General features: G+C 70.0%; 30 protein-coding genes. 20 read left to right on the forward strand and 10 right to left on the reverse strand.

Annotated elements, in window-relative coordinates:
• Positions 1 to 29: 29 nt before the first annotated feature.
• Genes VEC04_RS01215 through VEC04_RS01225 form a run of 3 tightly spaced genes read left to right on the forward strand, consistent with a single transcriptional unit; the run spans position 30 to position 2,154 of the window.
• Positions 30 to 602: a DNA-3-methyladenine glycosylase gene (locus VEC04_RS01215; protein WP_324773014.1), complete on the forward strand. Its 573-nt coding sequence runs from the start codon at positions 30 to 32 to the stop codon at positions 600 to 602.
• Positions 599 to 1,576 carry an ATP-dependent DNA ligase gene (locus tag VEC04_RS01220; RefSeq protein ID WP_324773017.1) on the forward strand — a complete coding sequence of 326 codons (978 nt, stop codon included), beginning with the start codon at positions 599 to 601 and terminating at the stop codon, positions 1,574 to 1,576. The genes VEC04_RS01215 and VEC04_RS01220 overlap by 4 nt, the downstream gene beginning before the upstream one ends.
• Positions 1,576 to 2,154 carry an alpha-ketoglutarate-dependent dioxygenase AlkB gene (locus tag VEC04_RS01225; protein ID WP_324773019.1) on the forward strand — a complete coding sequence of 193 codons (579 nt, stop codon included), beginning with the start codon at positions 1,576 to 1,578 and terminating at the stop codon, positions 2,152 to 2,154. Before VEC04_RS01220 ends, VEC04_RS01225 begins: the two co-directional genes overlap by 1 nt.
• A gap of 3 nt (positions 2,155 to 2,157) precedes the next feature.
• Here VEC04_RS01225 and VEC04_RS01230 read toward each other — a convergent pair whose 3' ends face one another.
• Positions 2,158 to 2,340: a DUF3606 domain-containing protein gene (locus tag VEC04_RS01230; RefSeq protein WP_324773021.1), complete on the reverse strand. Its 183-nt coding sequence runs from the start codon at positions 2,338 to 2,340 to the stop codon at positions 2,158 to 2,160.
• Positions 2,341 to 2,481: 141 nt separating this feature from the next.
• On the opposite strand from VEC04_RS01230, the gene pyk reads away from it, so the two are divergent.
• From pyk to VEC04_RS01245, 3 genes are read left to right on the forward strand one after another with little or no spacing between them, the layout of a single operon-like run.
• On the forward strand, positions 2,482 to 3,921 hold the full coding sequence (pyk, locus tag VEC04_RS01235) for a pyruvate kinase (protein ID WP_324773023.1): 1,440 nt from the start codon (positions 2,482 to 2,484) through the stop codon (positions 3,919 to 3,921).
• A 17-nt stretch (positions 3,922 to 3,938) separates the two neighbouring features.
• Positions 3,939 to 4,979 carry a DNA adenine methylase gene (locus VEC04_RS01240; RefSeq protein ID WP_324773025.1) on the forward strand — a complete coding sequence of 347 codons (1,041 nt, stop codon included), beginning with the start codon at positions 3,939 to 3,941 and terminating at the stop codon, positions 4,977 to 4,979.
• Between the two features lie 46 nt (positions 4,980 to 5,025).
• The gene (locus VEC04_RS01245) at positions 5,026 to 5,289 is read left to right on the forward strand and encodes a hypothetical protein (RefSeq protein WP_324773027.1); all 264 of its coding nucleotides are present in this window, start codon (positions 5,026 to 5,028) and stop codon (positions 5,287 to 5,289) included.
• On the opposite strand, the gene VEC04_RS01250 is transcribed toward VEC04_RS01245, so the two are convergent.
• The 4 genes from VEC04_RS01250 to VEC04_RS01265 all read right to left on the reverse strand — a co-directional run bounded on the left by VEC04_RS01250 (position 5,286) and on the right by VEC04_RS01265 (position 8,107).
• Positions 5,286 to 5,888: a ribonuclease HII gene (locus VEC04_RS01250; protein ID WP_324773074.1), complete on the reverse strand. Its 603-nt coding sequence runs from the start codon at positions 5,886 to 5,888 to the stop codon at positions 5,286 to 5,288. The genes VEC04_RS01245 and VEC04_RS01250 overlap by 4 nt on opposite strands.
• A gap of 77 nt (positions 5,889 to 5,965) precedes the next feature.
• Positions 5,966 to 6,553 (reverse strand): DNA-3-methyladenine glycosylase I, encoded by a 588-nt coding sequence (locus VEC04_RS01255; protein ID WP_324773029.1) that lies wholly within the window; start codon positions 6,551 to 6,553, stop codon positions 5,966 to 5,968.
• A 90-nt stretch (positions 6,554 to 6,643) separates the two neighbouring features.
• A complete protein-coding gene (locus VEC04_RS01260) occupies positions 6,644 to 7,360 on the reverse strand; it encodes a hypothetical protein (protein WP_324773031.1) in 717 nt (238 codons plus the stop codon).
• A gap of 96 nt (positions 7,361 to 7,456) precedes the next feature.
• On the reverse strand, positions 7,457 to 8,107 hold the full coding sequence (locus VEC04_RS01265) for a cyclase family protein (RefSeq protein ID WP_324773033.1): 651 nt from the start codon (positions 8,105 to 8,107) through the stop codon (positions 7,457 to 7,459).
• A gap of 85 nt (positions 8,108 to 8,192) precedes the next feature.
• Here VEC04_RS01265 and VEC04_RS01270 point away from each other — a divergent pair, with 85 nt between their 5' ends.
• Positions 8,193 to 8,645, forward strand: a complete 453-nt coding sequence (locus VEC04_RS01270) for a hypothetical protein (RefSeq protein ID WP_324773035.1) — start codon at positions 8,193 to 8,195, stop codon at positions 8,643 to 8,645.
• On the opposite strand, the gene VEC04_RS01275 is transcribed toward VEC04_RS01270, so the two are convergent.
• Positions 8,642 to 9,430, reverse strand: a complete 789-nt coding sequence (locus VEC04_RS01275) for a folate-binding protein YgfZ (protein WP_324773037.1) — start codon at positions 9,428 to 9,430, stop codon at positions 8,642 to 8,644. The genes VEC04_RS01270 and VEC04_RS01275 overlap by 4 nt on opposite strands.
• 84 nt (positions 9,431 to 9,514) lie before the next feature.
• On the opposite strand from VEC04_RS01275, the gene VEC04_RS01280 reads away from it, so the two are divergent.
• From VEC04_RS01280 to VEC04_RS01290, 3 genes are read left to right on the forward strand one after another with little or no spacing between them, the layout of a single operon-like run.
• Positions 9,515 to 10,468, forward strand: coding sequence for a glycosyltransferase family 9 protein (locus VEC04_RS01280; RefSeq protein ID WP_324773039.1), 954 nt, complete (start codon positions 9,515 to 9,517; stop codon positions 10,466 to 10,468).
• Positions 10,469 to 10,477: 9 nt separating this feature from the next.
• Positions 10,478 to 11,809: a dihydroorotase gene (locus VEC04_RS01285; protein WP_324773041.1), complete on the forward strand. Its 1,332-nt coding sequence runs from the start codon at positions 10,478 to 10,480 to the stop codon at positions 11,807 to 11,809.
• Positions 11,810 to 11,861: 52 nt separating this feature from the next.
• The gene (locus tag VEC04_RS01290) at positions 11,862 to 12,041 is read left to right on the forward strand and encodes a hypothetical protein (RefSeq protein ID WP_324773043.1); all 180 of its coding nucleotides are present in this window, start codon (positions 11,862 to 11,864) and stop codon (positions 12,039 to 12,041) included.
• Here VEC04_RS01290 and VEC04_RS01295 read toward each other — a convergent pair.
• From VEC04_RS01295 to VEC04_RS01305, 3 genes are read right to left on the reverse strand one after another with little or no spacing between them, the layout of a single operon-like run.
• Positions 12,038 to 12,961 carry an alpha/beta hydrolase gene (locus VEC04_RS01295; protein ID WP_324773045.1) on the reverse strand — a complete coding sequence of 308 codons (924 nt, stop codon included), beginning with the start codon at positions 12,959 to 12,961 and terminating at the stop codon, positions 12,038 to 12,040. The genes VEC04_RS01290 and VEC04_RS01295 overlap by 4 nt on opposite strands.
• 25 nt (positions 12,962 to 12,986) lie before the next feature.
• A complete protein-coding gene (locus VEC04_RS01300; protein WP_324773047.1) occupies positions 12,987 to 13,664 on the reverse strand; it encodes an SdpI family protein in 678 nt (225 codons plus the stop codon).
• Positions 13,661 to 13,945 carry a metalloregulator ArsR/SmtB family transcription factor gene (locus VEC04_RS01305; protein ID WP_324773049.1) on the reverse strand — a complete coding sequence of 95 codons (285 nt, stop codon included), beginning with the start codon at positions 13,943 to 13,945 and terminating at the stop codon, positions 13,661 to 13,663. Before VEC04_RS01305 ends, VEC04_RS01300 begins: the two co-directional genes overlap by 4 nt.
• A gap of 373 nt (positions 13,946 to 14,318) precedes the next feature.
• Between VEC04_RS01305 and VEC04_RS01310 the strand changes: the two genes are divergently transcribed.
• Complete coding sequence (locus VEC04_RS01310; RefSeq protein WP_324773051.1) at positions 14,319 to 14,897, forward strand: PAS domain-containing protein; 579 nt, start codon at positions 14,319 to 14,321, stop codon at positions 14,895 to 14,897.
• A gap of 15 nt (positions 14,898 to 14,912) precedes the next feature.
• Here the strand turns inward: VEC04_RS01310 and erpA are convergent, their stop codons facing one another.
• The gene (gene erpA, locus VEC04_RS01315; protein WP_324773053.1) at positions 14,913 to 15,290 is read right to left on the reverse strand and encodes an iron-sulfur cluster insertion protein ErpA; all 378 of its coding nucleotides are present in this window, start codon (positions 15,288 to 15,290) and stop codon (positions 14,913 to 14,915) included.
• A gap of 10 nt (positions 15,291 to 15,300) precedes the next feature.
• On the opposite strand from erpA, the gene VEC04_RS01320 reads away from it, so the two are divergent.
• From VEC04_RS01320 to VEC04_RS01360, 9 genes are all read left to right on the forward strand, one after another.
• Positions 15,301 to 16,530, forward strand: coding sequence for a deoxyguanosinetriphosphate triphosphohydrolase (locus tag VEC04_RS01320; RefSeq protein ID WP_324773055.1), 1,230 nt, complete (start codon positions 15,301 to 15,303; stop codon positions 16,528 to 16,530).
• Between the two features lie 244 nt (positions 16,531 to 16,774).
• Positions 16,775 to 17,515, forward strand: coding sequence for an SPOR domain-containing protein (locus VEC04_RS01325; protein WP_324773057.1), 741 nt, complete (start codon positions 16,775 to 16,777; stop codon positions 17,513 to 17,515).
• Positions 17,470 to 18,564, forward strand: a complete 1,095-nt coding sequence (gene nagZ / locus VEC04_RS01330) for a beta-N-acetylhexosaminidase (RefSeq protein WP_324773059.1) — start codon at positions 17,470 to 17,472, stop codon at positions 18,562 to 18,564. The genes VEC04_RS01325 and nagZ overlap by 46 nt, the downstream gene beginning before the upstream one ends.
• Positions 18,561 to 19,379, forward strand: coding sequence for a ScpA family protein (locus VEC04_RS01335; protein ID WP_324773061.1), 819 nt, complete (start codon positions 18,561 to 18,563; stop codon positions 19,377 to 19,379). The genes nagZ and VEC04_RS01335 overlap by 4 nt, the downstream gene beginning before the upstream one ends.
• Positions 19,376 to 20,035, forward strand: a complete 660-nt coding sequence (gene scpB, locus VEC04_RS01340; RefSeq protein ID WP_414642629.1) for an SMC-Scp complex subunit ScpB — start codon at positions 19,376 to 19,378, stop codon at positions 20,033 to 20,035. Before VEC04_RS01335 ends, scpB begins: the two co-directional genes overlap by 4 nt.
• A gap of 299 nt (positions 20,036 to 20,334) precedes the next feature.
• The gene (locus tag VEC04_RS01345) at positions 20,335 to 20,523 is read left to right on the forward strand and encodes a hypothetical protein (RefSeq protein WP_324773064.1); all 189 of its coding nucleotides are present in this window, start codon (positions 20,335 to 20,337) and stop codon (positions 20,521 to 20,523) included.
• 89 nt (positions 20,524 to 20,612) lie between these two features.
• Positions 20,613 to 22,058: a UDP-N-acetylmuramate--L-alanine ligase gene (murC, locus tag VEC04_RS01350; RefSeq protein WP_324773066.1), complete on the forward strand. Its 1,446-nt coding sequence runs from the start codon at positions 20,613 to 20,615 to the stop codon at positions 22,056 to 22,058.
• Complete coding sequence (locus VEC04_RS01355) at positions 22,055 to 22,471, forward strand: DMP19 family protein (protein WP_324773068.1); 417 nt, start codon at positions 22,055 to 22,057, stop codon at positions 22,469 to 22,471. The genes murC and VEC04_RS01355 overlap by 4 nt, the downstream gene beginning before the upstream one ends.
• Positions 22,468 to 22,985, forward strand: a 518-nt coding sequence (locus VEC04_RS01360) for an FAD-binding protein (RefSeq protein ID WP_324773070.1), incomplete at its 3' end; no start/stop codon positions are given. The genes VEC04_RS01355 and VEC04_RS01360, both read left to right, overlap by 4 nt.

Below are 22,985 nucleotides of genomic sequence, written 5' to 3' on the forward strand. Positions count from 1 at the left end.
CGGGAGCGCCGCTGCGGCGTTGGCGTGACATGGCGCAGACGCTCTTCGACCAATCCGCCGAGACGGTGGCCCGGACCCTGATCGGGGCCGAGCTGGAGGTGGACGGCGTCGGCGGCGTGATCGTCGAGACCGAGGCCTACGACGTGTTCGACCCGGCGTCGCACAGCTTCGTGGGGCCGACCGCGCGCAACGCGCCGATGTTCGGCCCGCCGGGCCGGGCCTATGTCTACCGGATCTACGGCCTGCACTGGTGCTTCAACGTGGTCTGCGACGCGGGCCAGCCGGGCAGCGCGGTGCTGGTGCGGGCGCTGGAGCCGCGCACGGGGCTGGAGCGAATGCGTGAGCGGCGCGGACCGCTGCCGCCCGAGGGGCTGTGCTCCGGGCCGGGGAAGCTGTGCGAGGCGCTGGGGATCGACGGGAGCCTGAACGGGCGGCCCCTCGAGGCCGCGCCGTTCGCCCTCAGGCTTCACGTCCAGCCGCCGGCGCTGGTGCAAGGCGTGCGCATCGGCATCAGCAAGGGGGCGGAGACGCCCTGGCGGTTCGGCCTGGCCGGCTCGCGCTTCCTCAGCCGGCCGTTTCCGGCCGTGGCGGCGACCGCATGACCCGGATGTCGGCGACGCCGATGGAGGCGCGGACCGAACGCGAGCTGCCGGCCGGCGAGGGCTGGTGGTACGAACCCAAGTGGGACGGTTTCCGCTGCCTCGCCTTCAGGGCGGAGGGGCGGGTCGAGCTGCTGGCCAAGTCGGGGAAATCGCTGGCCCGCTTCTTTCCCGAGGTGGTCGAGCGGCTGCGGCGGATCGAGGCGGAGACGTTCAGCCTCGACGGCGAACTGCTGGCGCAGGACGGCGACAGGTTCGCCTTCGAGGCGCTGCAGCAGCGGCTGCATCCGGCGGAATCCCGGATCCGCAAACTATCGCTTGAGGCGCCGGCGACCTTCGCCCTGTTCGACATGCTGGTGGATGTGGACGGCTCGGACCTGCGGGGTCTGCCGCATCAGCAGCGGCATGCCCGGCTGGAGGCTTTCGTGGAGCGGTTCGGCGGACCGCGGCTGACCCTGTCGCCGGGCACGGCCGATCCGGAACTGGCCCGATCCTGGATGGACGACGGCAAGCTGGAGGGCGTGGTCGCGAAGCGCCGGGACGGGCCCTACGTCGAGGGCGAGCGGGCCATGGTCAAGGTCAAGCGGCTGCGTTCCGCCGACTGCGTCGTAGGCGGCTTCCGCTACGCCAGCGGAGGCGGTCGGGTGGGCTCGCTGCTGCTCGGCCTCTATGACGACGCCGGTTTGCTGAACCATGTCGGCTTCACCTCGGGCTTCGCGAAGCTCGACAAGGACGAGTTGACGCGACGCCTCGAGGCGCTGCGCGGTGGTCCAGGATTCACCGGCCGGGCGCCGGGCGGACCGAGCCGCTGGGCCACGGAGCGGTCGGGAGAGTGGGAGCCGTTGCGGCCCGAGCTGGTGGTGGAGGTGGGCTTCGACCATGTCTCGGACCAGCGCTTCCGGCATGGCACGCGGCTGCTGCGCTTCCGGCCCGACAAGGCGCCGGAGCAGTGCCGGATGGATCAACTGGAGGCGTGATGCCGGCGGCGGACAACCAGTTCGACCTGTTCGGCGCGCCGGCGGCGGCGCTGCCTGAGGGGCTGCGCTACGCGGACGACGTGGTCCCGGCCGGGGAGGCCGAGCGGCTGGTGGCGGCGTTCGCCGATCTGCCGTTCCAGGCCTTCGACTTCCACGGGTTCAAAGGCAACCGGCGGGTGGTGTCGTTCGGCTGGCGCTACGACTTCAGCGCCTCGTCATTGAAGGACGCCGAGCCGATGCCGGCCTTCCTCGAGCCGGCCCGGCGGTCGGCGGCGGCTTTCGCGGGACTGGACCCGGCGGCGATAAAGCACGCCATGGTCACCGAGTATGCGCCGGGCGCCGGTATCGGCTGGCATCGGGACCGGCCGGAGTTCGACAAGGTGATCGGCCTGTCCTTCGTCTCGCCGGCGGTGCTGAGGCTGCGCCGCAAGCAGGACGACGGGTGGAAGCGGGCGTCGCTGCCGCTGGCGCCGCGCTCGGCCTATCTGCTGGATGGAGCGGCGCGGCAGGACTGGCAGCACAGCATCACGCCGGGCGACCGGCTGCGCTATTCCGTAACCTTCCGCACCCTGCGCTGAGCCTCAGCGCTTCTTGCCGAGCTCGGCCGCGATATCCTTGACCATGCGGCCCGCCTTGCGGTGAGCGGTGACCAGCTGGTCCCGGGTCACGCCCCAGCGCTTCATCCAGTATTCGACCGCCTGCCGTTCGGACAGATCGAGCCGGTCCTTGTCGATGAAGCCGCGCTTGTCCTTGAGACCCGCCATGTGGTGTTCCCCGCCGGCCGAAACGCCGCCGGGACCATCCTAGCGCATAACTTTGTGTGTCCGGTGGCGAACCGGCCTTAACCGGGCGCGCTTTCATGGGCACAAGGGAGGTCTTCCCCTTTCCGGCCGTATGGATATTCGATGAAAAGAGCCCGGCGCGCCCGCATCGTCGCGACCCTGGGGCCCGCCAGCCGGGCGCCTGGCACGGTCAAGGCCCTCGCCCAGGCGGGAGTCGACGTGTTCAGGCTGAACTTCAGCCACGGCTCGCACGAGGATCACGCGGCGGCGCTGAAGGCCGTGCGCGGCGCGGAGCTGGCGCTGAAACGGCCGCTGGGCGTGCTGGCCGACCTGCAGGGGCCGAAGCTGCGGCTGGGCAAGTTCAAGGATGTCGAGATCGAGGTCGGGCCCGGGCGCCAGATGCGCCTCGATCTGGACCCGACGCCGGGCGACGCGACGCGGGTGCAGATGCCGCATCCGGAAATCTTCAGGGCGCTGCGCACCGGAATGTTGCTGCTGCTCGACGACGGGCGGGTGCGGCTGCGGGTCGGCGAGCGCACCGACGAATGGGCCGACGTCACGGTCGAAAGCGGTTCGAAGCTGTCGGACCGCAAGGGCGTGGCGGTGCCCGAGGCGGTGGTGCCGGTCTCGGCGCTAACGCCGAAGGACCGCGAGGACCTCGCCTTCGCCCTGCGCATCGGCGTCGACTGGGTGGCGCTGAGCTTCGTGCAGAAGGCCGAGGACATGGCCGAGCTGAAGCAGATCGTGAAAGGCCGGGCGGCCTGCCTCGCCAAGATCGAGAAGCCCCAGGCGCTGAACGAGCTGGAGAGCATCCTCGACTACTGCGACGGGGTAATGGTTGCGCGTGGCGACCTGGGCGTCGAGCTGGACCCGGAAGAGGTGCCGGTGGCGCAGAAGCGGATCATCCGCGCCGCCCGCCAGCGCGGCGTGCCGGTGATCGTGGCGACGCAGATGCTGGAGTCGATGACCAGCGCCCCCGCCCCGACCCGGGCGGAAGCGTCCGATGTCGCCAATGCGGTCTATGAGGGCGCTGACGCCCTGATGCTGTCGGCCGAGACGGCGTCGGGCGACTATCCGCTGGAGTCGGTCGGGATCATGAACCGGATCATCGAGCGGGTGGAGCGCGACCCGCTTTGGCCCGGTCTGATGGACGCCGAGCACGCCGGCATGGACGAGCATGACGTGGACGCCCTGGTCGCCGCGGCCCGCAAGGCCGGCGAGGCGCAGTCGACGGCTTGCGTGGTGGTGTTCACGACGCTGGGCGGCACGGCGCGGCGGATGTCGCGCGAGCGGCCGCTGCAGACGGTGCTGGCGCTGACGCCCAAGCCGGAGACGGCGCGTCGGCTGTCGCTGGTCTGGGGACTGGAGCCGCGGCTGAGCCGGGAACCGGCCTCGCTGGAGGAGGTCACCGACGACGCGGTCGAGAAGGCGGTCGAGTTCGGCCTCGCCGAACCGGGCCAGCGCCTTCTGATCCTCGCCGGCACGCCGTTCGGCGCGCCGGGGGCTGCGAATCTGCTGCGACTGGCGCATGTTCCGATGAAGGGGCGCGGCCACAAGGGCTGACCTCCTGAAGGGTCGGCATGATCAAATACATCGGCTCCAAGCGCGCCCTGCTGGCGGAGATCGTCCGGGCCAGCTCCGGCGTGCTGCCTGACGGCGGAACGGTTTGCGACCTGTTCTCCGGCTCGGCGCGGGTCGGCCATGCGCTGAAGAAGCAGGGCTTCCAGGTCTGGTCGAACGACCACAACGCTTACGCCCACGTGCTGGCTACGGCCTATGTGCAGGCTGACCGGGAGCGGTGGCTGGAGAAGGCGGAAGCCGTGCTGGCCGAGCTGCGGACGGTGACGCCCGAGGCGGGCTGGTTCACCAGGACCTTCTGCGAGGACGCGCGCTATTTCACGCCGGAGAACGGGGCGCGGATCGACGCCATGCGCGACCGGATCGCGGCCATGGCGCTGGAGCCGGAACTGGAGGCGATCGCCCTGGTCAGCCTGATGGAGGCCGCCGACCGGGTGGATTCCACAGCCGGGCTGCAGATGGCCTACATGAAGTCGTGGGCCAGCCGGGCGCTGAAGCCGCTGGAGCTGCGCATGCCGGACGTGCTGCCCGGTGTCGCTGCGGGACCGTGCCGGGCGACCCATGCGGACGCCGTGGAACTGGCTCCGACGGTCGAGGCCGACCTCGTCTATCTGGACCCGCCCTACAATCAGCATTCCTATCTCGGTAACTACCACTGCTGGGAGAGCCTGGTGCTGTGGGACAAGCCCGAGACCTACGGCGTGGCCAACAAGCGGATCGACGTGCGGACCCGCAAGAGCGTCTTCAATAGCCGGCCGGGCATCGCGCCGGCGCTGCAGGCGGTGATCGAGGGGGTGAAGGCGCCCAACCTGATCGTGTCGTTCAACGACGAGGGCTATCTGTCGCGGGGCCAGTTGGTCGGGATGCTGTCGGGCCGGGGCGAGGTGCAGGTCATTGAGATCGCCCGCCCGCGGTACGTCGGCGCTCGCATCGGCATTCACAATCCGAAGGGCGAAAAGGTCGGGGCCGTGGGCCGGCTGAGGAACGTCGAATACCTGTTCCTGGTCAGCGACCGGCGCGTGAATCTCGCCGATGCGGCGTGAGCGCCAGCGTAGGGAACGGCCCCGAGTCCGACCCGTTGTGTCGGGCATGGAACAGATGACAATCACCCCCTCTCGCCGCCTGCAGGCCCATCACGCCTACGGCCGGTCGGCGGACGTCTTCGAGCCCGTGGCCTGGCGGCCGCCTTCGCCGGCGCGCTTCGACACCCGGGTGGCCAATGACTTGGCGCCGGAGCCCGAGCCGACCCTGTCCGAGATGGTCGACGGCATACCCGGCTGGGTCACCGTGGTGCTCGGCGGTGTGGTCGCGGCCCTGGCGGGCGCCTTCCTGGGCGGCGCGCTGCAGATCTAGGCTTCTTCCAGCAACGCCCGGATGGGGGCCCAGCCGCGGCGGTGGGCGGGGCAGGGGCCGAGGGCCTTGAGCGCCTCCTGATGCACCGGGGCGTTGTAGCCCTTGTGGGAGGCGAAGCCGTAGCCGGGGTATTCAGCGTCCATAGCGATCATCAGCCGGTCGCGGGCCGTCTTGGCCAGAATCGAGGCCGCCGCGATCGACAGCGACAGGCCGTCGCCGCCGACCACCGTCTGCACGTCGCAAGGCAGTTTGAAGCGGTAGTTGCCGTCGACGAGGGCGGCGACCGGCTGCACCGCCATGGCCTCGATGGCGCGGCACATGGCCAGGCCGGTGGCGTGCAGGATGTTGAGCTCGGCGATCTCCTCCACCGAGGCGAAGCCGACGCCCCAGGCGATGGCGCGGGCCTTGATCTCGATCTCCAGCGCCTCGCGCCGTTCGGCGGTCAGCACCTTGGAATCGTCGATGCCCTCGGGCAGGTCGTCGCGATCGAGGATCACCGCCGCCGCCGAAACCGGCCCCGCCCACGGACCGCGCCCCGCCTCGTCGACGCCGCAGACCGGGCCACCGCACGACTGGATCAGCACCGTCTCGAGCGCCATCGTCGGGAAGGCGCGCGCGGCCTTCGGCGGCGCCTTGGCGGCGGCCTTGCCCTTGGCCTGCTTTTTCGACGGTGGCTTCACCGGTCGGCCATCGCACGAACCTGCCGGTGACGGAAGCACTCGACGCCGTGATCGTTGACCATGCCCACAGCCTGCATGAAGGCATACACAATGACGGGGCCGCAGAAGGTGAAGCCACGCTTCTTCAGAGCCTTGGCCATGGCTTCGGACTCGGGCGTGGCGACCGGGCGGGCGTCGCTGTCGGGCCAGTGGTTCTGGATCGGGGCGCCGCCGACGAAGGACCACAGCCATTCGGAGAAGTCCTCTCCGCTGTCGCGCATCTCCAGCCAGATCCGCGCGCCCTTGATGGCGCTGTCGATCTTGGCGCGGGAGCGGATGATGCGGGCGTCGCCGAGGAGCCGCTCGACGTCCGCCTCGCCGTAAGCCGCAACCTTCTCCGGATCGAAGCCGTCGAAGGCGTCGCGCATGCCCTCGCGCTTCCTCAGTATGGTGATCCAGGCCAGCCCGGCTTGAAATCCGTCCAGCACCAGCTTCTCCGACAGGGCGCGGGGGTCGTACTCGGGCACGCCCCACTCCTCGTCGTGATAGGCGACGTAGAGCGGATCGGTCCCGCACCAGGCGCAGCGGTGAAGTGAGTCGGCCATCGCCGGAGGCTAGCGCAGGGTGGCGGGCGCCGTCGCCGCCGAATGAGGGGCGGGACCGTGAGGCGACGGTCACCGCCCCTTCGCAGATCGTCAGGTGCGCGGCGTCGGATAGACGCGGTGTGGTTCGCTCGCCGGCGTCGTCTCGACGACAGGATCCCGGTGGTCGACGCCGATGCCCGCCTTGTTCATCCAGCGGTGGTTGCGGGTCCCGTACATCCCGCCGAGCACCGCGGCCACGGCGCCCAGCAGCATGGTCAGAAAGCCCCACAGGGCGAGGGTGGCTGTGGCGTCGGCCGTGTCGTCGGCCACGTCGCGGGCCTCGGGCGGTACGACGACCTGGCCCTCGACGACGCCATTCGGTCCGACCGTGCCATCGCTGATCACCACCTCGCGGGAGGGCGAGGGTTCGCTGGCTTCGCCGCCCGCGATGGCCGCCGCGCCGCCGGCGACGCCGGACGCGGTGATCACGAGCGCCAGCAGGAAGGCGACCGCCCAGACGCTCACGCCGTGCAGGCCGCCCCTGTGGTGGTCGGAGTGTTTCGCGGCCCGGCTGGCGACCGCCCCGCCCACGAACAGGGCGATGGAGTTGGCCAAGGCCATCCACATCCCGGCCGCCGCCGTGAAGCCGGTCGCGTCGCCGCTGTCGAGGCCGTAGGGGTTGAAGGACGCCGCCCCGAGGGCGACGCCCAGCAGATTGAGCATGGCCCCGACGGCGGCCGCGACGATCGCGCCGGCGAGCACCGCGGGCCATGAGATCAGGGTGTGCGGGTGATGCCCGTGGGTCGGGTGAATTGTGGTGTCGGTCATGTCCAGCCCTCTTGATTGAAGCTCGCGAGCCTCAATGTGGAGCCGTCGCCGTTGTTCCGTCCGGAGCGGTCTTTCGGTCCGGTGAGCGATCCCCGTTCACTCGATTTCCGCGAACGCCCGGACCGGGAAGGTGCCGAAGGCCTTCACCTTCGGCGGGGTGGCGGTGAACCGGAAGCCGGCATCGGGCAGCAGCTCGAGACCACGCATGTGCTCGCAGATCGGGATGCCGGCGCCGAGCAGCTGGGTGTGGGCCGGGCGCGAGCGCGTGCGAGTGTCGTCGATATTGTGGGAGTCGATGCCGACCAGCACCGCGCCCGCATCGACGAGGAAGACGGCGGCGGCTTCGGTCAGAAAGGGGTGGTTCTCGAAATAGGCGTCGGTGCGCCAGTGGCGGGCCCAGCCGGTGTGGACCAGCACGGCCCTGCCGCTCAGGTCGAGGTCCCGAAAGCTGTCGGCGTCTATGGCCTGCAGGTCGCCTGCCTGGACGACGATTCCCGGCAGGGCGGCCACGCGGTCGAGGCCGACCTCGCTGAGGTCCTCGCCGTCGGCGTAGCGGTGGAAGGGAGTGTCCAGATAGGTGCCGGTGTTGCCGACCATCTCGATGCGGCCGATCTGGAATTCCGTGCCGGGATCGTAGTTGGCCCGCGAGGCCTCGCGGCTCAGGTGGTCGCAGATCAGGGGCGCCGGGAGACCCTTGTAGGTGATCAGGCCGTCCTCGATCGTGTGGCTGAGATCGATCAGCGGCATGGGTCCGGTTCCTGGCGGGCGCGTCGGCATTGAAGCGGTCTCCAGCCTATGCTTGCTGTGGGGTTCACGTCGAGCGGAGGACGCGATGAGACCGGTGGCGATAGGGCTGCTGATGCTGGCGATCGGGACGGCGCCCGTGGCCGCGCAGGAGCGGGAGCCGCTGCGGCTGGAAGGTCTCTACCTGTTCCACACCTTCGAGCAGCAGGACGCGCAGCCGATCTGCATGGAGAGCTGGGACTTCGGCCCAGACGGGGTGATGCTGGTCTGGAGCGGCGCCGAGCGGGTGCGGGCGCGCTACCGCGTCGAGACGGACAGGGACGGCCACTGGATCGTCAGCGAGATGCTCGAGACCAACGGCGAACCGGACTGCATGGGACGGCGCGCGAGCGGCGTCCGGCCGGGCGAGAACAGGGTCTATGTTATCCCGATGAATGACGGGACGATAACGACCTGTCCCGCACCCACGCGGGCTCCAGACGGCGCGCCCTACATCAGCGGCTGCTACGGCAAGATCGTGCTGGCGTCGGAAGCGGGCTAGCGGTCCAGCCAGTCGGGCCGGCGGACCTCGACCGGACGGCCATCCACCGTCAGCGAGCCGTCGATCCGGTCCAGCCGGAGCAGCGCCATGGCCGCGCCGTCCCGACCGCTGAGCACCTCGCCGGCGCGCAGGTCGCCGTTCAGGACCTCGGCGCCGAACGGCGGCGGCGGGCCGTCGAAGGCGATGGGGAGCATGCGGTTCTTGATGGCGCCCCGCCGCTTCATTCGGGAGGTGGTCTCCTGGCCGACGAAACAGCCCTTCTGGAAGTCGAGGCCGTTGAGGAGGTCGAAATTGGCCTCGATCGGATAGGTCCTGTCGGTCGGGGCGTCGGCGGCCGGGTCGGGAACGCCGGCGGCGAGGCGGTGGGCCTGCCAGGCGGCCTCCGCAGCGTTCGTCGGGAGCTCGCCGCCGTAGCGGCGGCCGCCGAGACCGGGCGCGCGGGGGTCGGCGGTGAAGCCGTTGGCGACCTCGGGCCATGAGGCGAAGACCGGGCGGTCGTCGGCCTGGACCGTGACCTGGGCCCTGAGCTTGTACATCGACAGGCGCTGAAGCAGGGCGTCGCGGCGCTCGGCGGCGACGTCCAGCACGACCGCGTCGGCCTCGCCCCGAAGGAACAGGTCGAACAGCAGGCGACCCGGCGGCGAAAGGAGGGCGCCGAAGCGGAGTTCGCCGTCGGCCAGCGTCTCAACGTCCTGGGTCAGGAGGTTGTGCAGGAAGGGTCTCGCGTCGGGGCCGGAAACCCGGATCAGGGCGCGGCTGTCGAGGCGGGCGATGCGGGTCGTCATACGGTGCAGATAGGGTGTCGCGAGCCTGTGGACCACACCCCGTGACCCCTCATTGGCGGAAGAGAATCCGTATACGGTCCGGTCATGACGGGCCGGTTCCCTATCCTGTATATCGCCGAGGCGGGCGCGCAGGACGCGGTGCTGTCGTGCGGGGTGCTGGCGTATCTGGTCGAGGCCATGCCGCTGGCCCGGTTCACCATCGTCGGGTCTCCCGCCAGCGCGCCGCTGTTCGCCGACACGCCACGGCTGGACCGGCTGATCGTGCTGGAGAAGGAGAGCCGGCTGGACTGGTTCGGGCTGTGGAACCAGGTACGGTCGACGAACTGGGGGCTGGTGGTCGACATGCGCGGCTCGGCCCTGTCCGGCAAGCTGAAGCGGCAGAAGCGGGCGGTGCGGGGCGAGCGCGAGCCGGGGGTCCACGCCGTGGAGCTGGCGGCGCGGGTGCTGCAGCTGGACGAGGTTCCCCGCCCGCAGCTGTTCGTGTCGGAGGCGACGCAGGCGGCGGCGAATGCGCTGATCCCGGCGGGTGAGGGGCCGCTGCTGGCGGTCGGGCCGGGAGCCGAATGGATGGGACGGCGCTGGCCCGCGGAGCGGTTCGCCAAGGTGGCCTCGGCGCTGGTCGGCGAGGGCGGTCCGCTGGAGGGCGGCCGGGTGCTGGTCGTCGGGGCGGAGGCGGACCGCGACGCGGCCCACACCATCCGGCTCGCCCTGCCGCGTCATCGGACCATCGAATTGCAGGGGCGGCTGAGCCCGCTGCAGGCGGTGGCGGCGGTCGGGCGGTGCACCCTGTATCTGGGCGGGGACTCGCTTTGGACCGACCTGGCGGTGGCGTCGGGCGTGCCAGTGGTCGCCGCCTACGGGCCGTCGGACGAGGTAGAGCGCGGGCCTTGGGGCGGGGTCGCGGTGCGCGGACCGCGCTCGGTCGAGGAGTACCGCAAGATCGACCCGCGGCTGGACCAGGCGATTCTGCATATGAACGACCTGCCGGCGGAACGGGTGCTGAAGGCGGCTCGCAAGCTTCTGGCCGAGCGGGTATAGGGCCGGGCCATGACCCAGACTTACGACCTGATCGTCCGCGGCGGCGAGGTGGCCAATCACGCCGGGCGCGGCATGGCCGATGTCGGCGTGATCGATGGCCGGATCGCCTTCGTCGGCGACCTGTCTCAGGCCTCGGCGGGAGAGACGGTGGATGCAGCGGGGCTGACGGTCCTCCCCGGGGTCATCGACACCCAGGTTCATTTCCGCGAGCCGGGGCTGGAGTGGAAAGAAGACCTCGAGACCGGCAGCCGGGCGGCGGCGCTGGGCGGGGTGACCGCCGTGTTCGAAATGCCGAACACCGAACCGGCGACCACCGACCCGGAGGCGCTGGCCGACAAGCTGGCCCGGGCGCGGGACCGGATGTGGACGGACCATGCCTTCTACATCGGCGGGACGCACGAGAATGCGCGCTTCCTCGGCGAGCTGGAGCGGCTGCCGGGGTGCTGCGGGGTCAAGGTGTTCATGGGGGCGTCGACGGGGACGCTGCTGGTCGCCGACGACGATGGGGTGCGCGAGGTGCTGCGGCATGTAAAGCGGCGGGCGACCTTCCACTCCGAGGACGAATACCGGCTGGCCGAGCGCCGGCCGCTGGCCCGCGCGGGCGACTGGACCAGCCACCCTGAGGTCCGGGATCCGGAGAGCGCCATCCTGTCGACCCGCCGTCTGGTGGGGCTGGCGCGGGAGACCGGAGCCCGCATCCACGTGCTGCACGTGACCACGGCCGAGGAGGTCGAATTCCTGGCCGACCACAAGGACGTGGCGACCATGGAACTGACGCCGCAGCACCTGACGCTGGACGGCGACGAGGCCTACGAGCGGCTCAAGGGTCTGGCGCAGATGAACCCGCCGATCCGCAACAATTACCACATCGCCGGGCTGTGGCGGGGAATCGAGCAGGGCGTCGCGGACGTGCTGGGCTCCGACCACGCGCCGCATACGTTGGAAGAGAAGTCCCGGCCCTATCCGGCGTCACCGTCGGGGATGCCGGGGGTGCAGACGCTGGTGCCGGTGATGCTGACGCATGTGGCCAACCGGCGGCTGACGCTGGACCGGTTCATCGACCTGACCAGCCATGGGGCCAACCGGGTATTCGGCATCGCCGGCAAGGGGCGGATGGCCGAGGGCTATGACGCCGACCTGACCCTGGTCGACCTGAAAGCCAAACGGGTCATCAAGCACGAGGACATGGCGACGCGGTCGGGTTGGACCCCGTTCGACGGCTTCGAGGCGACCGGCTGGCCGATGGCGACGATCGTGCGCGGCCGGTTGGTGATGCGCGACGGCGAGCTGATCGGCAGCGCCCACGGGCGGCCAGTCCGGTTCCAGGAGACGCTGGCCTGACGGGAACCCGATGACTCCTGCCGGATTCTCTTTCGGTGGAAGGAGTTACGCCATGAGCAAACGCGAACTGATCGAGCCCAATCCGGGCGACAAACGCTACGCCCGCCGGGATGACGAAGGCCGGTTCACCGAGATGGTCGACGTCGGCAAGTCGCTGTCTCAGGACCGTCGGCGGGAAGCGAAGACCGAGGCCCCCAAGGGCCAGGGCGATCGTGGCGACCGCCGGCACTAGCGCGGCTGGAGGATGAAGCCGGCGATGTCGTCGGCGACATCGGGCGCGAGCGGCAGGGCCGGGTCGCTGTAGGTGGCGAGGTTGGCGGCGCGGTCGGCGGGCGCGATCTTGAGCAGGTGGTTGACGCCCTCCCACAGCACCAGCGTCGCGTCCGGCCGGGCGGCGGCCAACGCGCGGGCGTCGGTTTCGCTGGTCTGGATGTCGGTCAGGCCTTGGCCGATCATGACCGGGCCGTCCCAGTCCGCGATGAGCCGGGCCGGGTCCAGTCTGAACCACGAGATCAGATAGGGCTGCACCGACGGACGGAACAGGGCGGCCAGTTCCGGCGGCGTGTCGGGGGCGAGGCGGCCCGCCTCCAGCTCGGCCATGGCGTGGAAGGCCTGGGTGCGCATGGGCTCGGGAAGTTGCGGGCCGAGTTGTTCCTCCAGCACGATGCGGGCGGGGCGGCCCGCGCCGGACAGCAGGACGAGGCCGCAGACCTTGTCGTTCCCGCCCTCGGTGGCGGCGAGGGCCACGAGCGCGCCTTCGCTGTGGCCGATCAGCCAGGCGCAGGGCCGGCCGGTGCGGGCGGCCGCCTGGGCGGCCCAGCCGCGGGCGTCCTCGACAAAGTGGGAGAAGCGCAGGTCCGTCTCCGACATGCCGCCGGCGGCGCTTTGGGCGATGCCGCGCTTGTCAGCGCGCAGGGTGGCGATCCCCTGTTCCGCCAAGGCCTCGGCCAGCAGGCGATAGGCGCCGCCGCTGACGCCCATGGGGCTGTTGCCGTCGCGGTCGGTCGGGCCCGATCCCGGCAGGATCACGGCGACGGCGCGGGGGCTTTCGGGGGTCAGCAGGGTTCCGTGCAGGGGCGCGGGCTGCGACGGCAGGGACACGGGGGTGGCGACCGGGTCCGACAGCAGGGCGGCGAGGATCAGGCTGAGCATGGCGGTCTCCCTTTGGGGACGAGGTTCAGAAGGGCTGCCGGTCGGGATCGGCGCGCCACACGCGCCAGCTCTCGAAGATGGACCAGACGGCGGCCAGGCCGATGGCGCCGAGGAGGGCGTAGAGGCCGAGCGGGCGGGGGGCGAAGGGGGCGGTGAGCAGGCCGGCGAGGCCGATCACGAAGAAGAGGCGGCCGGCGAGCCGGTTGGACCGGTCCCAGGCGAGGCGGCTCTTGTAGGCCCAGGGCGTGCGCACGCCGACGAAGGGATTGGGACCGACCCGGCCGAGGAAGGCTCCCGTGAGCAGCAGGACGAGGCTGATCAGGGCGATCGGGACCGCGCCGCCGATGTCGGTCGTTCCTGACAGGCTGGCGGAGGCGGCGAGCAGGCTGACGAGGGGGAGGGTCAGGATCACCACAAACTGGGCGTAGCGGAGGGCGCGGGCGCGGGCGGGGTCTTCGGCCCGCCGGGAGGCGGCGCCCATGCCGCCGCCGATGAGCAGCGTCAGCAGGGCCATGCCTATGAGGACGCCGCCGACGGTTTCGCGGGTGCCCCAGTCATCGGCCCGCCCGGAGATGCCGTAGTGGATCGGCAACAGTTCGGTCGGGCCCGCGAAGACGGTCCAGACGCCGAGGCCGCCGACCACGAGGCTGAGGCCGAGCGTGGCCGCGTCCAGCGCGGATGAGGCTTTCTTCGGGGCGGTCATGGTTCTTCTCCGGGGGTCTGCCGGCCGGCGCCGGTCATCTGCAGCAGGAAGGCGAGGGCCTCCTCGACGGCGGAAATCTCGAGCCGGTAGCGGATCGAGGCCCCTTCGCGTTCAGGGGAGACCAGACCGGCCTCCTTGAGCGCGTTGAGGTGGCCGGTGATGGTCGGCCAGCTCATGTCGAAGGCGGCGGCGATGTCGCCGGACGCCATCGGCCCCTTGCGCAGCATCTCGATAATGCTGCGACGGACCGGATGCGACAGGGCTTTGAACAGGGAGTTCATAGGAAAGATCCTAATTAGGAAAAAGCCTAATAGCAAGTGGTGTGTTTTGGGAGGGAGGGAAGGCGTGCGGAATGCCGGGTCTGTGCCCGGAGATCGTGTGGGAGTACCGTTTCGACGCAGACTGACGCTCCGCGTGGAGATCGGACGCAAGCTTGCGTCGGATGGCGGTGTTATCGCCTTGCCGCAGCGCCTCCGGCGGGCGGGTCGGCCTTGCGGCCCGGACCGGGCGAGTATCCCCCTCGCCCCCTGACATCCGACCGCTGACACGGTCTGTCTCCCCCATTCGCCTGACGCGAATGGGGAGGTGAGGTTCGGACCGGCCAACGGTTTTCGTTGTCCTTGGCCAGCGGGCTGGTGTATCGAAGGCCTCCCGATGTCCGCCCTCTCCGCCCGTACCGACGCCCTCCTGCACTCGGCCCTCAAGGTCTTCGAGCAAGACGGCGAGGCTGCGCTGCACGCGGCGCTGGAGGCGTTGCCCGCGCCGATCTATGTGACCGACGCCGACGGGGTCGTAACCTTCTTCAACAGCGCCTGCATCGGCTTCACCGGCCGCCAACCGCAGGTCGGTAAGGACCGGTGGTGCGTCACCTGGAAGCTGTACACGGAGGCGGGAGCGTTCCTGCCGCATGAGCAGTGCCCCATGGCGGTCGCGCTCTCTTCCGGACGGCCGGTCCGCGGGGTCAGGGCGGTGGCCGAGCGCCCGGACGGGACCCGCGTCACCTTTCAGCCCTTCCCGACCCCGATCCTCGACGCGACCGGAGCCGTGGCCGGGGCGGTCAACCTGTTGCTGGACGTCACGGAGGTCCGGCAGGCCGCCGACCTTCGTGCCCAGGCGCAGCAGGCCCGTCGGCTCGCCCGCAGCGCCAGCGACCCGACGACCATCGACGCCCTGAAGAGCATGGCCGAGGAGTATGAGGCCAAGGCCTCCGACCTGGAGACCCGGCTCCACTGAAGCCGGCCGGGACGTTCAGATCGAGAAGCTGACCCCGCAGCCGCAGCTCGAGGCCGCATTCGGATTCCTGACCACGAACTGGGCGCCGGCGAGGTCGTCGACGAACGCGATCTCCGAGCCCTTGAGGAAGGGCAGGGAGACGGGGTCGACCAGCGCGGCCTGACCATCGGCCTCGATGCGCAGGTCGTCGGGCTCGGCGGCCTCGACCAGTTTGAAACGGTACTGGAAGCCGGAGCAGCCGCCGCCGTCGACGGCGACGCGGAGCAGGACGGGATGGCCCTCGGCCTCGGCCAGCTTCGCCAGACGGCGGGCGGCGCTTCCGGACAGGGTCAGGCCATGACCGCCGCTGGCCGGCGAGATCTGGAAAGTCGGGGCGGATTGGACGCTGCTCACGGGGCTCTATATGAGGCGCGGACGGGCGATCGCAAAGGCCCGGCGACCGAATGAGCAGCCGACGTTGATCCCCGAGCGCGCCGCCTACGCCGAATACCCCGAGCACAGCCGCGGCCGGTTGACGCCCGAGCCGATCAGCCGCACGCGCAACGCCTATGCCCGGGACCGCGACCGGATCATCCACGCCACCGCCTTTCGCCGCCTGAAGGAGAAGACCCAGGTCTTCGTGGCGCACGAGGGCGACCACTACCGCACCCGGCTGACCCATTCGCTGGAAGTGGCGCAGATCGCACGGTCGCTGGCCCACGCCCTGCGGCTGGACACCGATCTGGCGGAGACGGTGGCGCTGGCCCACGATCTCGGCCATCCGCCGTTCGGCCACGCGGGCGAGGACGAGCTGCAGGCGCGGATGGAGCCGTGGGGCGGCTTCGACCACAATGTCCAGACCTTCCGCGTGGTGACCAAGCTGGAAGAGCGCTACCCGCAGTTCGAGGGGCTGAACCTGAGCTGGGAGACCGTCGAGGGGGTGGTCAAGCACAACGGGCCGGTGTCGCACCGGCTGGACGAGCCGGCGTGGCGGGCCATCGCCGACTATGCGCCTGGCTGGGGCCTGCGGCTGGACAGTTTCGCCTCGCTGGAGGCGCAGGCGGCGGCGATCGCGGACGACATCGCCTACAACAATCACGACGTTGACGACGGGGTGCAGGCGGGCCTGTTCACGCTCGAGGACCTGAGCGACGTGCCGCTGATCGGGCCGGTGCTGCACGGGGTCCGCGGGGACTGGCCGGCCATCGACGAGCGGATGATCCGCATCGAGGCCGTGCGGCGGATGATCGGGGCCATGGTCGAGGACGTGCTGGCCGAGACAGAGGCGCGGCTCGAGGCGTCGAACATCCGCTCGACCGAGGACGTGCGCACGGCGGGGCGGCCGCTGGTCGGTTTTTCGCACGGCATGCTGGCCGATCTGGGCGTGCTGCGGAAATTCCTCTTCGAGCGGATGTATCGCCACTACCGGGTCAACCGGACGCGCAGCCAGGCGCGGCGGCTGCTGGGCGAGATGTTCGAACTGTTCATGGCCGATCCGGGCACCCTGCCGCCGGAATGGTCGGGCCGGGCCGGGACGTCTGATGAGGCGCGGCGGGCGCGGGCGGTGTGCGACTACATCGCCGGGATGACCGACCGCTACGCGATCGAGGAGCACAAGAAGCTGTTTAGCCTGGATCTGGCGCTGGACCTCTAGGCGCCCTCACCGCCGTCATCCTCGGACTTGATCCGAGGATCAGAGGCGAGAGGCGGGCTGGGCGGGGGTGGTGGCCCCGCGACCGTGCCCGCGCACCCCGGCCAGCGAGCACAGGAGGGTCTGATCCTCGGGTCAAGCCCGAGGATGACGGGAGAAGGGGAACACCCGGCCTGAAAAAGGACTCGGACCGGGATAGAGTGGAGGGCCGCGCGTCGATTCGCGCGGCACGACGGAAGGCGCGGCCATGTCTCACGAAGATCCCTATCGCCCGAACCAGGGCCGCGACCGCGGCGCCTATACGCCGCCGACCGACGACGATCTGCCGTTCAACCGCCAAGGCTACGACCCGCGCCGCGGCGGCGGGGGAGGCGGCGGCGGCAAGGCCCCGCCGATGACGCTGATCATCTCGGCGGTGGTGCTGCTGGTGCTGATCATCGCCGTGGTGGTTTACTACCGCGCCGGCCCGCGCTCGTCCGAGGACGCCCCGCCCGCCGTCGGCACGCCCGTGGGCGAGATGAAGACCGAGGCCCCGATCGACGCCCAGCCGGTCGATCCGACGGCCGGCATCGAGGCCTATTCGGAGACACCGGCCCCCGCGACGGCCCCGACCTTCATTCCTCCGCCGGAAGCGGTGCAGCCGCGGCCCGCCCCCGCGCCGATCGAAGCGGCGCAGACGCCGGCCCGACCCGCGCCCGTGACGCCCCCGCCAGCCAAGAAGGCCGAACCCACTCCTCCGGCCGCGGCCGGAACCGCCGGCGTGCAGATCGGCGCCTTCTCGACGCCGAACCTGGCCGAGCGCGAATACAACGCCGTGGTCGCCCGCTATCCCGACCTGACCGAGGGCGCGAGCCGGCGGGTGCAGGAGGTGACGGCCTCGAACGGCTCCACCGTCTATCGCACGACCGTCACCGGCCTGACCCAGGAGCGGGCGAGGGCCCTGTGCGGCGCCATCCGGGCTTCGGGCGGGGACTGCATCCTTCGGTGACGCGTTCGGCGGCGATCTACGGCTGCAGCGGGCATCGGCTGACGGAGGATGAAAAGGCCTTCTTCGCCGACGCGCAGCCGTGGGGTTTCATCGTCTTTCGTCGCAACGTCGACAGCCCGGAACAGATGCGGGCCCTGACCGATGAGATGCGCGACTGCGTGGGCGAGGCTGACGCGCCGGTGCTGATCGATCAGGAGGGCGGCCGGGTCCAGCGGATGGGGCCGCCGCACTGGCCGAAATATCCGCCCGCCGAGGCCTATCTCAAGGCGACGAATGACCCCCTGGCGGCGCGGGAGCTGGTCCGGCTGGGCGCGCGGCTGATGGCGCACGATCTGAGGTCGGTGGGGGTGAACGTCGATTGCGCGCCGGTGCTGGACGTGCCGGTGCCCGGCGCCCACGACATCATCGGCGACCGGGCCTGGGCGCGCCATCCGGAGACCGTGGCGACGCTGGGCCGGGCGGCGGCGGAGGGACTCCTGGCCGGCGGGGTGCTGCCGGTGATCAAGCATATGCCGGGGCACGGGCGGGCCTTCGCGGACAGCCATCACGACCTGCCGGTGGTGCACGCCGATCTGGCCACGCTGGATAGCTGGGATTTCGCGCCGTTCCGGGCGCTGTCGGACATGCCGCTGGCCATGACGGCGCATGTGGTGTTCGACGCGGTGGACCCGAAGCGCCCGGCGACGACGTCGAGGAAGGCGGTCCGGCTGATGCGCGAGGGGCTGGGCTTCGTCGGGCTGATCATGACGGATGATCTGTCGATGAAGGCGCTGTCGGGGAGCCTGCGCGAGCGGGCCGAGGCCTCACTGAAGGCCGGCTGTGACGTGGTCCTGCACTGCAACGGCGACCTCAGGGAGATGCGGGAGACCGCGGAGGGCGTCGGCAGGTTGAAGGGCAAGGCGGAGAAGCGGGCCACGGCGGCGCTGGCGCGGATCGTCCGCGAGCCGGAGCCGTTCGATCCGTTCGAGGCGCGGGACCGGTTGGACGCGCTGATGGCGGGCAAGCTCGAGGCGGCGCGCGGGCCGGATGTCGGGGAGGCGCAGGCGTGACCGACGCCTTTCAGCCCAATCTGGACTTCGCCGCGGTCGAGCAGGCCGACGAGCGCGAGGCGTTCGTGGTCGATCTGGAGGGCTACGAGGGGCCGCTGCACGTGCTGCTGGCGCTGGCGCGGACGCAGAAGGTCGACCTGCTGAAGCTGTCGATCACGAAGCTGGCGGAACAGTATCTGGCCTTCGTGCAGGAGGCGCGGCGGCGGAATTTCTCGCTGGCCGCGGACTATCTCGTGATGGCCTCGTGGCTGGCCTATCTGAAGTCTCGCCTGCTGCTGCCGCGCACGGACAAGAAGGGCGAGGAAATGCCGGCCGAGGAGATGGCCGCCGCCTTGGCCTTCCGGCTGCAGAAGCTGGAGGCGATGAGGAAGGCCGTGGAGGCGATCACCTCGCGGCCGCAGCTGAAGCGTGACGTGTTCACGCGCGGCGACCCGGAGGCGCTGGTCATCATCCCGTCGGACAGGATCGACGCCAGCCTCTACGAGCTGATGGCCGCCTATGTGACGCAGCGGCGGCGCGAGGAACAGCGGCGTTATAATCCCGGCCAGAGGGTCGAGGCCTTCGGGCTGGAGGCGGCGCGGGACTGGCTGCGCGAGGTGCTGCCGCAGCTGGAGGAGTGGACGCCGCTGGAGCGGGTGGCGCCGGAGAAGCACGGTGCAGAGGGGCCGTCGCAGGCGAGCTTCACCGCCTCGACGCTGTCGGCCAGCCTGGAGCTGGTGAAGGAGGGGGCCATGGACGTGAAACAGGCTGAGGCCTTCACGGAGCTGTATCTGAAGCGACGCGGAATAGGGCAGCCGCTGGAGCTGGTTCCGTGATCCAGTTCGCCCCTGATCATCTGGAGATCGAACGCCGGGTGGAGGCGCTGCTGTTCGCCGCCGCCGGGCCGTTGTCGGCGGCGGAGATCGCGCGGCGGCTGCCGGAGGGGGCGGACGTCGGCGGGGCCATTTCGGCGCTGCGCGAGCGCTATCAGGGGCGGGGCGTTGAGCTGGAGTGCGTTGCGGACCGCTGGCGTTTCCGCACCGCCCCCGACCTGAGCTTCATGATGACCGAGGAGCGCGAGGAGCCGCGGCGGCTGTCGAAGGCGGCGCTGGAGACCCTGGCCATCATCGCCTACCACCAGCCCTGCACCCGGGCCGAGATCGAAAGCGTGCGCGGCGTGTCGCTGTCCAAGGGCACGCTGGACCTGCTGCTGGAGATGGGGTTCGTGAAGCTGAAGGGCCGGCGGCGCACGCCTGGACGGCCGGTGACCTATGCGACGGCGGACAGGTTCCTCGAGCATTTCAGCCTGTCGAGCCTCTACGACCTGCCGGGCGTGCAGGAGATGAAGGCGGCGGGGCTGCTGGACCTGTCGATCCCGGTCGGCTTCGAGGTGCCGGACCCGTCGCGGGCGAGCGATGATGACGATGCGCCCCTGCTGCCGGGCGAGGAGGACTCGCCGGAGTTCGCGCAGGATTTCGTGGCTGAGGACTAAGCGGTACCACTCCGTCCGGACAAATATCGTTGTTCGGGTTGAACCTGCCAAGCCGTTCTACCTAAGCTGTACGGTAATGCAGTTGGCAAATTAGGGAGAAGGCGAATGGTTACCGCTGTGAAAATCTCGGGTTTGGATCAAGGACGTACTCACCGTCCGGAAAAGGCATCCTCGACGATGTCTTTCTGACATTGGACCCGAAGCCTCCGGGCGGTTGGGCAGCCCTGTTCGACCTCCTCTGGAGCCGCCATCTCTATATGCAGAAGCGGCGGGCCAGAGTCGTAGGCAATGGGCTCATTGTGACGACCACGGTCGGCGAGTTGGAAGGCGGATTGCTCGACGAACTCAAAAAGGTCGTCGCGGCTACGAACGAGGCGGCCCTCGCTCAAGCTGAGGAAGAGCAGCGTCAGCGCCAAGCTCATGCTGACCAAGAGAAGGCGCGCCGCGATGCGTTGGCCGAGGGAGCTAAGCGGCTCAAGTTCGATTGATCCGCTAACGGCCGCGCCCCGGCTTTCCATGTGTCAGCGCTCGGTCGGGACATGGTGCAATCGCTCCGAACCCTTGCTAAGCCGCTGCGATGATCGCACGCCTTCGTCCCGTTCCCTTCGACCTGGGTCCCGTCCATTTCGTGGGCATCGGGGGGATCGGCATGAGCGGCATCGCCGAGATCATGCTCAAGATCGGCTATTCGGTGCAGGGTTCGGACGCCAAGGCGTCGGCGAACACCGAGCGGCTGGAAAAACTGGGCGCCCGGATCTTCATCGGCCACGACGCGGCCCATGTCGGCGACAGCGTTTCGGCGGTGGTTTATTCGACGGCGGTCAAGGCCTCGAACCCCGAGATGATGGCGGCCCGGGAGCGTCGCATCCCGCTGGTCCGGCGGGCCGAGATGCTGGCCGAGCTGATGCGGCTGCAGTTCTCGATCGCGGTCGGAGGCACCCACGGCAAGACGACGACGACCTCGATGGTGGCGGCCATCCTCGACGCCGGCGGGCTGGACCCGACAGTAGTCAACGGAGGCATCATCAACGCCTACGGCACCAACGCCAAGGTCGGCGACGGCGACTGGATCGTGGTCGAGGCCGACGAGAGCGACGGCAGCTTCCTGCGCCTCAAGTCGACGGTGGCCATCGTCACCAATATCGACCCCGAGCACCTCGACCACTACGGCGATTTCGACGGGGTGCGGAAGGCGTTCGTGGACTTCGTCGAGAACATCCCCTTCTACGGCTTCGCCGCCGTCTGCCTCGATCACCCGGAGGTGCAGCGGCTGGTGGCCTCGATCGATAACCGCCGGCTGGTGACCTACGGCATCAACCCGCAGGCCATGGTGCGGGCCGACAACTGCGACATGGGCGCGGACGGCTGCCGCTTCGACGTGGTCATCCAGGGGCGGGGTCTGGCGGCGCTGGACGAGCCGACCCGGATCGAGGGCCTGCATCTGCCGATGGCCGGCTGGCACAATGTCTCCAACGCGCTGGCGGCGATCGCCGTGGCGCGCGAGCTGGACGTCTCGGACGAGGCGATCAGGGCCGGGCTGGCCGGGTTCGGCGGGGTGCGGCGGCGCTTCACCACGACCGGCGTGGTCGGCGGGGTACGCATCGTGGACGACTACGGCCACCACCCGGTCGAGATCGCCGCCGTGCTGAAAGCGGCGCGACAGGTCGTCCAGACCAGCGAAGGCGGGGGCCGCGTCATCGCCGTCGTCCAGCCGCATCGCTACACCCGGTTGCGCGACCTGATGGAGGATTTCTCGACCTGCTTCTCGGACGCCGACGCCGTCATCGTGGCCGACGTCTATGCGGCCGGCGAGACGCCGATCGAGGGCGTCGACAAGGAGGCGCTGGTGGAGGGAGTCCGGCGGTTCGGGCACCGCTCGGTGCAGGCGTTGGACCGGGTCGACGCACTGCCGGGGGTGATCGCGGGCGAGGCGAAGGCGGGGGATCTGGTGGTGCTGCTCGGCGCCGGGGACATTACCCAGTGGGCCTACGCCCTGCCGGGGCAGCTGGAGGCGCTGGGTTGAGCTACTGGCGCCTTGTTGAGCCCTATTGGGACATGGTGAGCATCTACGGCAGTGCGGACGAGTTTACCCGGCAGTTCGCCGGGTTGCCGATTGTCTCCCAGCATCTCTACGCCACCCATTGGACCCAAAGTGAGGTTCAGAATGGGGGGCTCGGGCAGTTTTTTGACAACTCGACCGGCATCCTTGCTCCCGAGGCGGTGGCGGGATTTCGGGCGTTGGGAATGCCGCAGGCAGCTGCGGCGCTGGTTGAGGCCATGAACCAGTTCGGTGATCCGTATCCGCGGGAGCGCGAGGGGCGCGAGGCGGTGACCCCTTCCGCGCCTATCGAGAACCAGTTTGCCGAGTTGCTGGAAACGGAGGCCGGTGGCTTCTGGGATGCAGCCGACCGCTTTGCCGAAAACCACGGATCATGACCTCAGCCTCATCTTACCCCCCCGTGCGCGGCAAGTTGCTGCGGGACGAGCCGCTGGGGCCGTTCACCTGGTTCCGGGTGGGCGGGAAGGCGGATGCGCTGTTCATCCCGGCCGATCCGGACGATCTCGCCGACTTCCTGAAGGCGTTGGACCCGGGCGTGCCCGTGACCGTGCTGGGCGTCGGCTCCAACGTCATCGTGCGGGACGGCGGCGTCGAGGGCGTGGTGATCCGGCTGGCGGGGCGTCCGTTCGCGGGGATCACGACCGAGGGCGACACGATCACGGCCGGCGCCGGGGCGCTGGACTCGATGGTGGCGAAGGCCTCCGCCAAGGCGGGGCTGGCGGGGCTGGAGTTCTACGCCGGCATTCCGGGCACCATCGGCGGGGCCCTGACCATGAACGCCGGCTGCTACGGCGCCGAGACGAAGGACGTGCTGGTCTCGGCCTGGGGGCTGACGCGGGCGGGCGAGCGCGTCGAGTATGCGCTGGCCGACTTCGGCTACACCTACCGCCA

The organism is Brevundimonas sp., from assembly GCF_035626535.1.
GTDB lineage: Bacteria > Pseudomonadota > Alphaproteobacteria > Caulobacterales > Caulobacteraceae > Brevundimonas.

Excerpts from the sequence above, each read along its gene's own strand:
- VEC04_RS01215 (WP_324773014.1), top strand. The coding sequence starts at position 30 with ATGGCGCAGACGCTCTTCGACCAATCCGCCGAGACGGTGGCCCGGACC.
- VEC04_RS01220 (WP_324773017.1), top strand. The coding sequence starts at position 599 with ATGACCCGGATGTCGGCGACGCCGATGGAGGCGCGGACCGAACGCGAG.
- VEC04_RS01225 (WP_324773019.1), top strand. The coding sequence starts at position 1,576 with ATGCCGGCGGCGGACAACCAGTTCGACCTGTTCGGCGCGCCGGCGGCG.
- VEC04_RS01230 (WP_324773021.1), bottom strand. The coding sequence starts at position 2,340 with ATGGCGGGTCTCAAGGACAAGCGCGGCTTCATCGACAAGGACCGGCTC.
- pyk (WP_324773023.1), top strand. The coding sequence starts at position 2,482 with ATGAAAAGAGCCCGGCGCGCCCGCATCGTCGCGACCCTGGGGCCCGCC.
- VEC04_RS01240 (WP_324773025.1), top strand. The coding sequence starts at position 3,939 with ATGATCAAATACATCGGCTCCAAGCGCGCCCTGCTGGCGGAGATCGTC.
- VEC04_RS01245 (WP_324773027.1), top strand. The coding sequence starts at position 5,026 with ATGGAACAGATGACAATCACCCCCTCTCGCCGCCTGCAGGCCCATCAC.
- VEC04_RS01250 (WP_324773074.1), bottom strand. The coding sequence starts at position 5,888 with ATGGCGCTCGAGACGGTGCTGATCCAGTCGTGCGGTGGCCCGGTCTGC.
- VEC04_RS01255 (WP_324773029.1), bottom strand. The coding sequence starts at position 6,553 with ATGGCCGACTCACTTCACCGCTGCGCCTGGTGCGGGACCGATCCGCTC.
- VEC04_RS01260 (WP_324773031.1), bottom strand. The coding sequence starts at position 7,360 with ATGACCGACACCACAATTCACCCGACCCACGGGCATCACCCGCACACC.
- VEC04_RS01265 (WP_324773033.1), bottom strand. The coding sequence starts at position 8,107 with ATGCCGCTGATCGATCTCAGCCACACGATCGAGGACGGCCTGATCACC.
- VEC04_RS01270 (WP_324773035.1), top strand. The coding sequence starts at position 8,193 with ATGAGACCGGTGGCGATAGGGCTGCTGATGCTGGCGATCGGGACGGCG.
- VEC04_RS01275 (WP_324773037.1), bottom strand. The coding sequence starts at position 9,430 with ATGACGACCCGCATCGCCCGCCTCGACAGCCGCGCCCTGATCCGGGTT.
- VEC04_RS01280 (WP_324773039.1), top strand. The coding sequence starts at position 9,515 with ATGACGGGCCGGTTCCCTATCCTGTATATCGCCGAGGCGGGCGCGCAG.
- VEC04_RS01285 (WP_324773041.1), top strand. The coding sequence starts at position 10,478 with ATGACCCAGACTTACGACCTGATCGTCCGCGGCGGCGAGGTGGCCAAT.
- VEC04_RS01290 (WP_324773043.1), top strand. The coding sequence starts at position 11,862 with ATGAGCAAACGCGAACTGATCGAGCCCAATCCGGGCGACAAACGCTAC.
- VEC04_RS01295 (WP_324773045.1), bottom strand. The coding sequence starts at position 12,961 with ATGCTCAGCCTGATCCTCGCCGCCCTGCTGTCGGACCCGGTCGCCACC.
- VEC04_RS01300 (WP_324773047.1), bottom strand. The coding sequence starts at position 13,664 with ATGACCGCCCCGAAGAAAGCCTCATCCGCGCTGGACGCGGCCACGCTC.
- VEC04_RS01305 (WP_324773049.1), bottom strand. The coding sequence starts at position 13,945 with ATGAACTCCCTGTTCAAAGCCCTGTCGCATCCGGTCCGTCGCAGCATT.
- VEC04_RS01310 (WP_324773051.1), top strand. The coding sequence starts at position 14,319 with ATGTCCGCCCTCTCCGCCCGTACCGACGCCCTCCTGCACTCGGCCCTC.
- VEC04_RS01320 (WP_324773055.1), top strand. The coding sequence starts at position 15,301 with ATGAGGCGCGGACGGGCGATCGCAAAGGCCCGGCGACCGAATGAGCAG.
- VEC04_RS01325 (WP_324773057.1), top strand. The coding sequence starts at position 16,775 with ATGTCTCACGAAGATCCCTATCGCCCGAACCAGGGCCGCGACCGCGGC.
- murC (WP_324773066.1), top strand. The coding sequence starts at position 20,613 with ATGATCGCACGCCTTCGTCCCGTTCCCTTCGACCTGGGTCCCGTCCAT.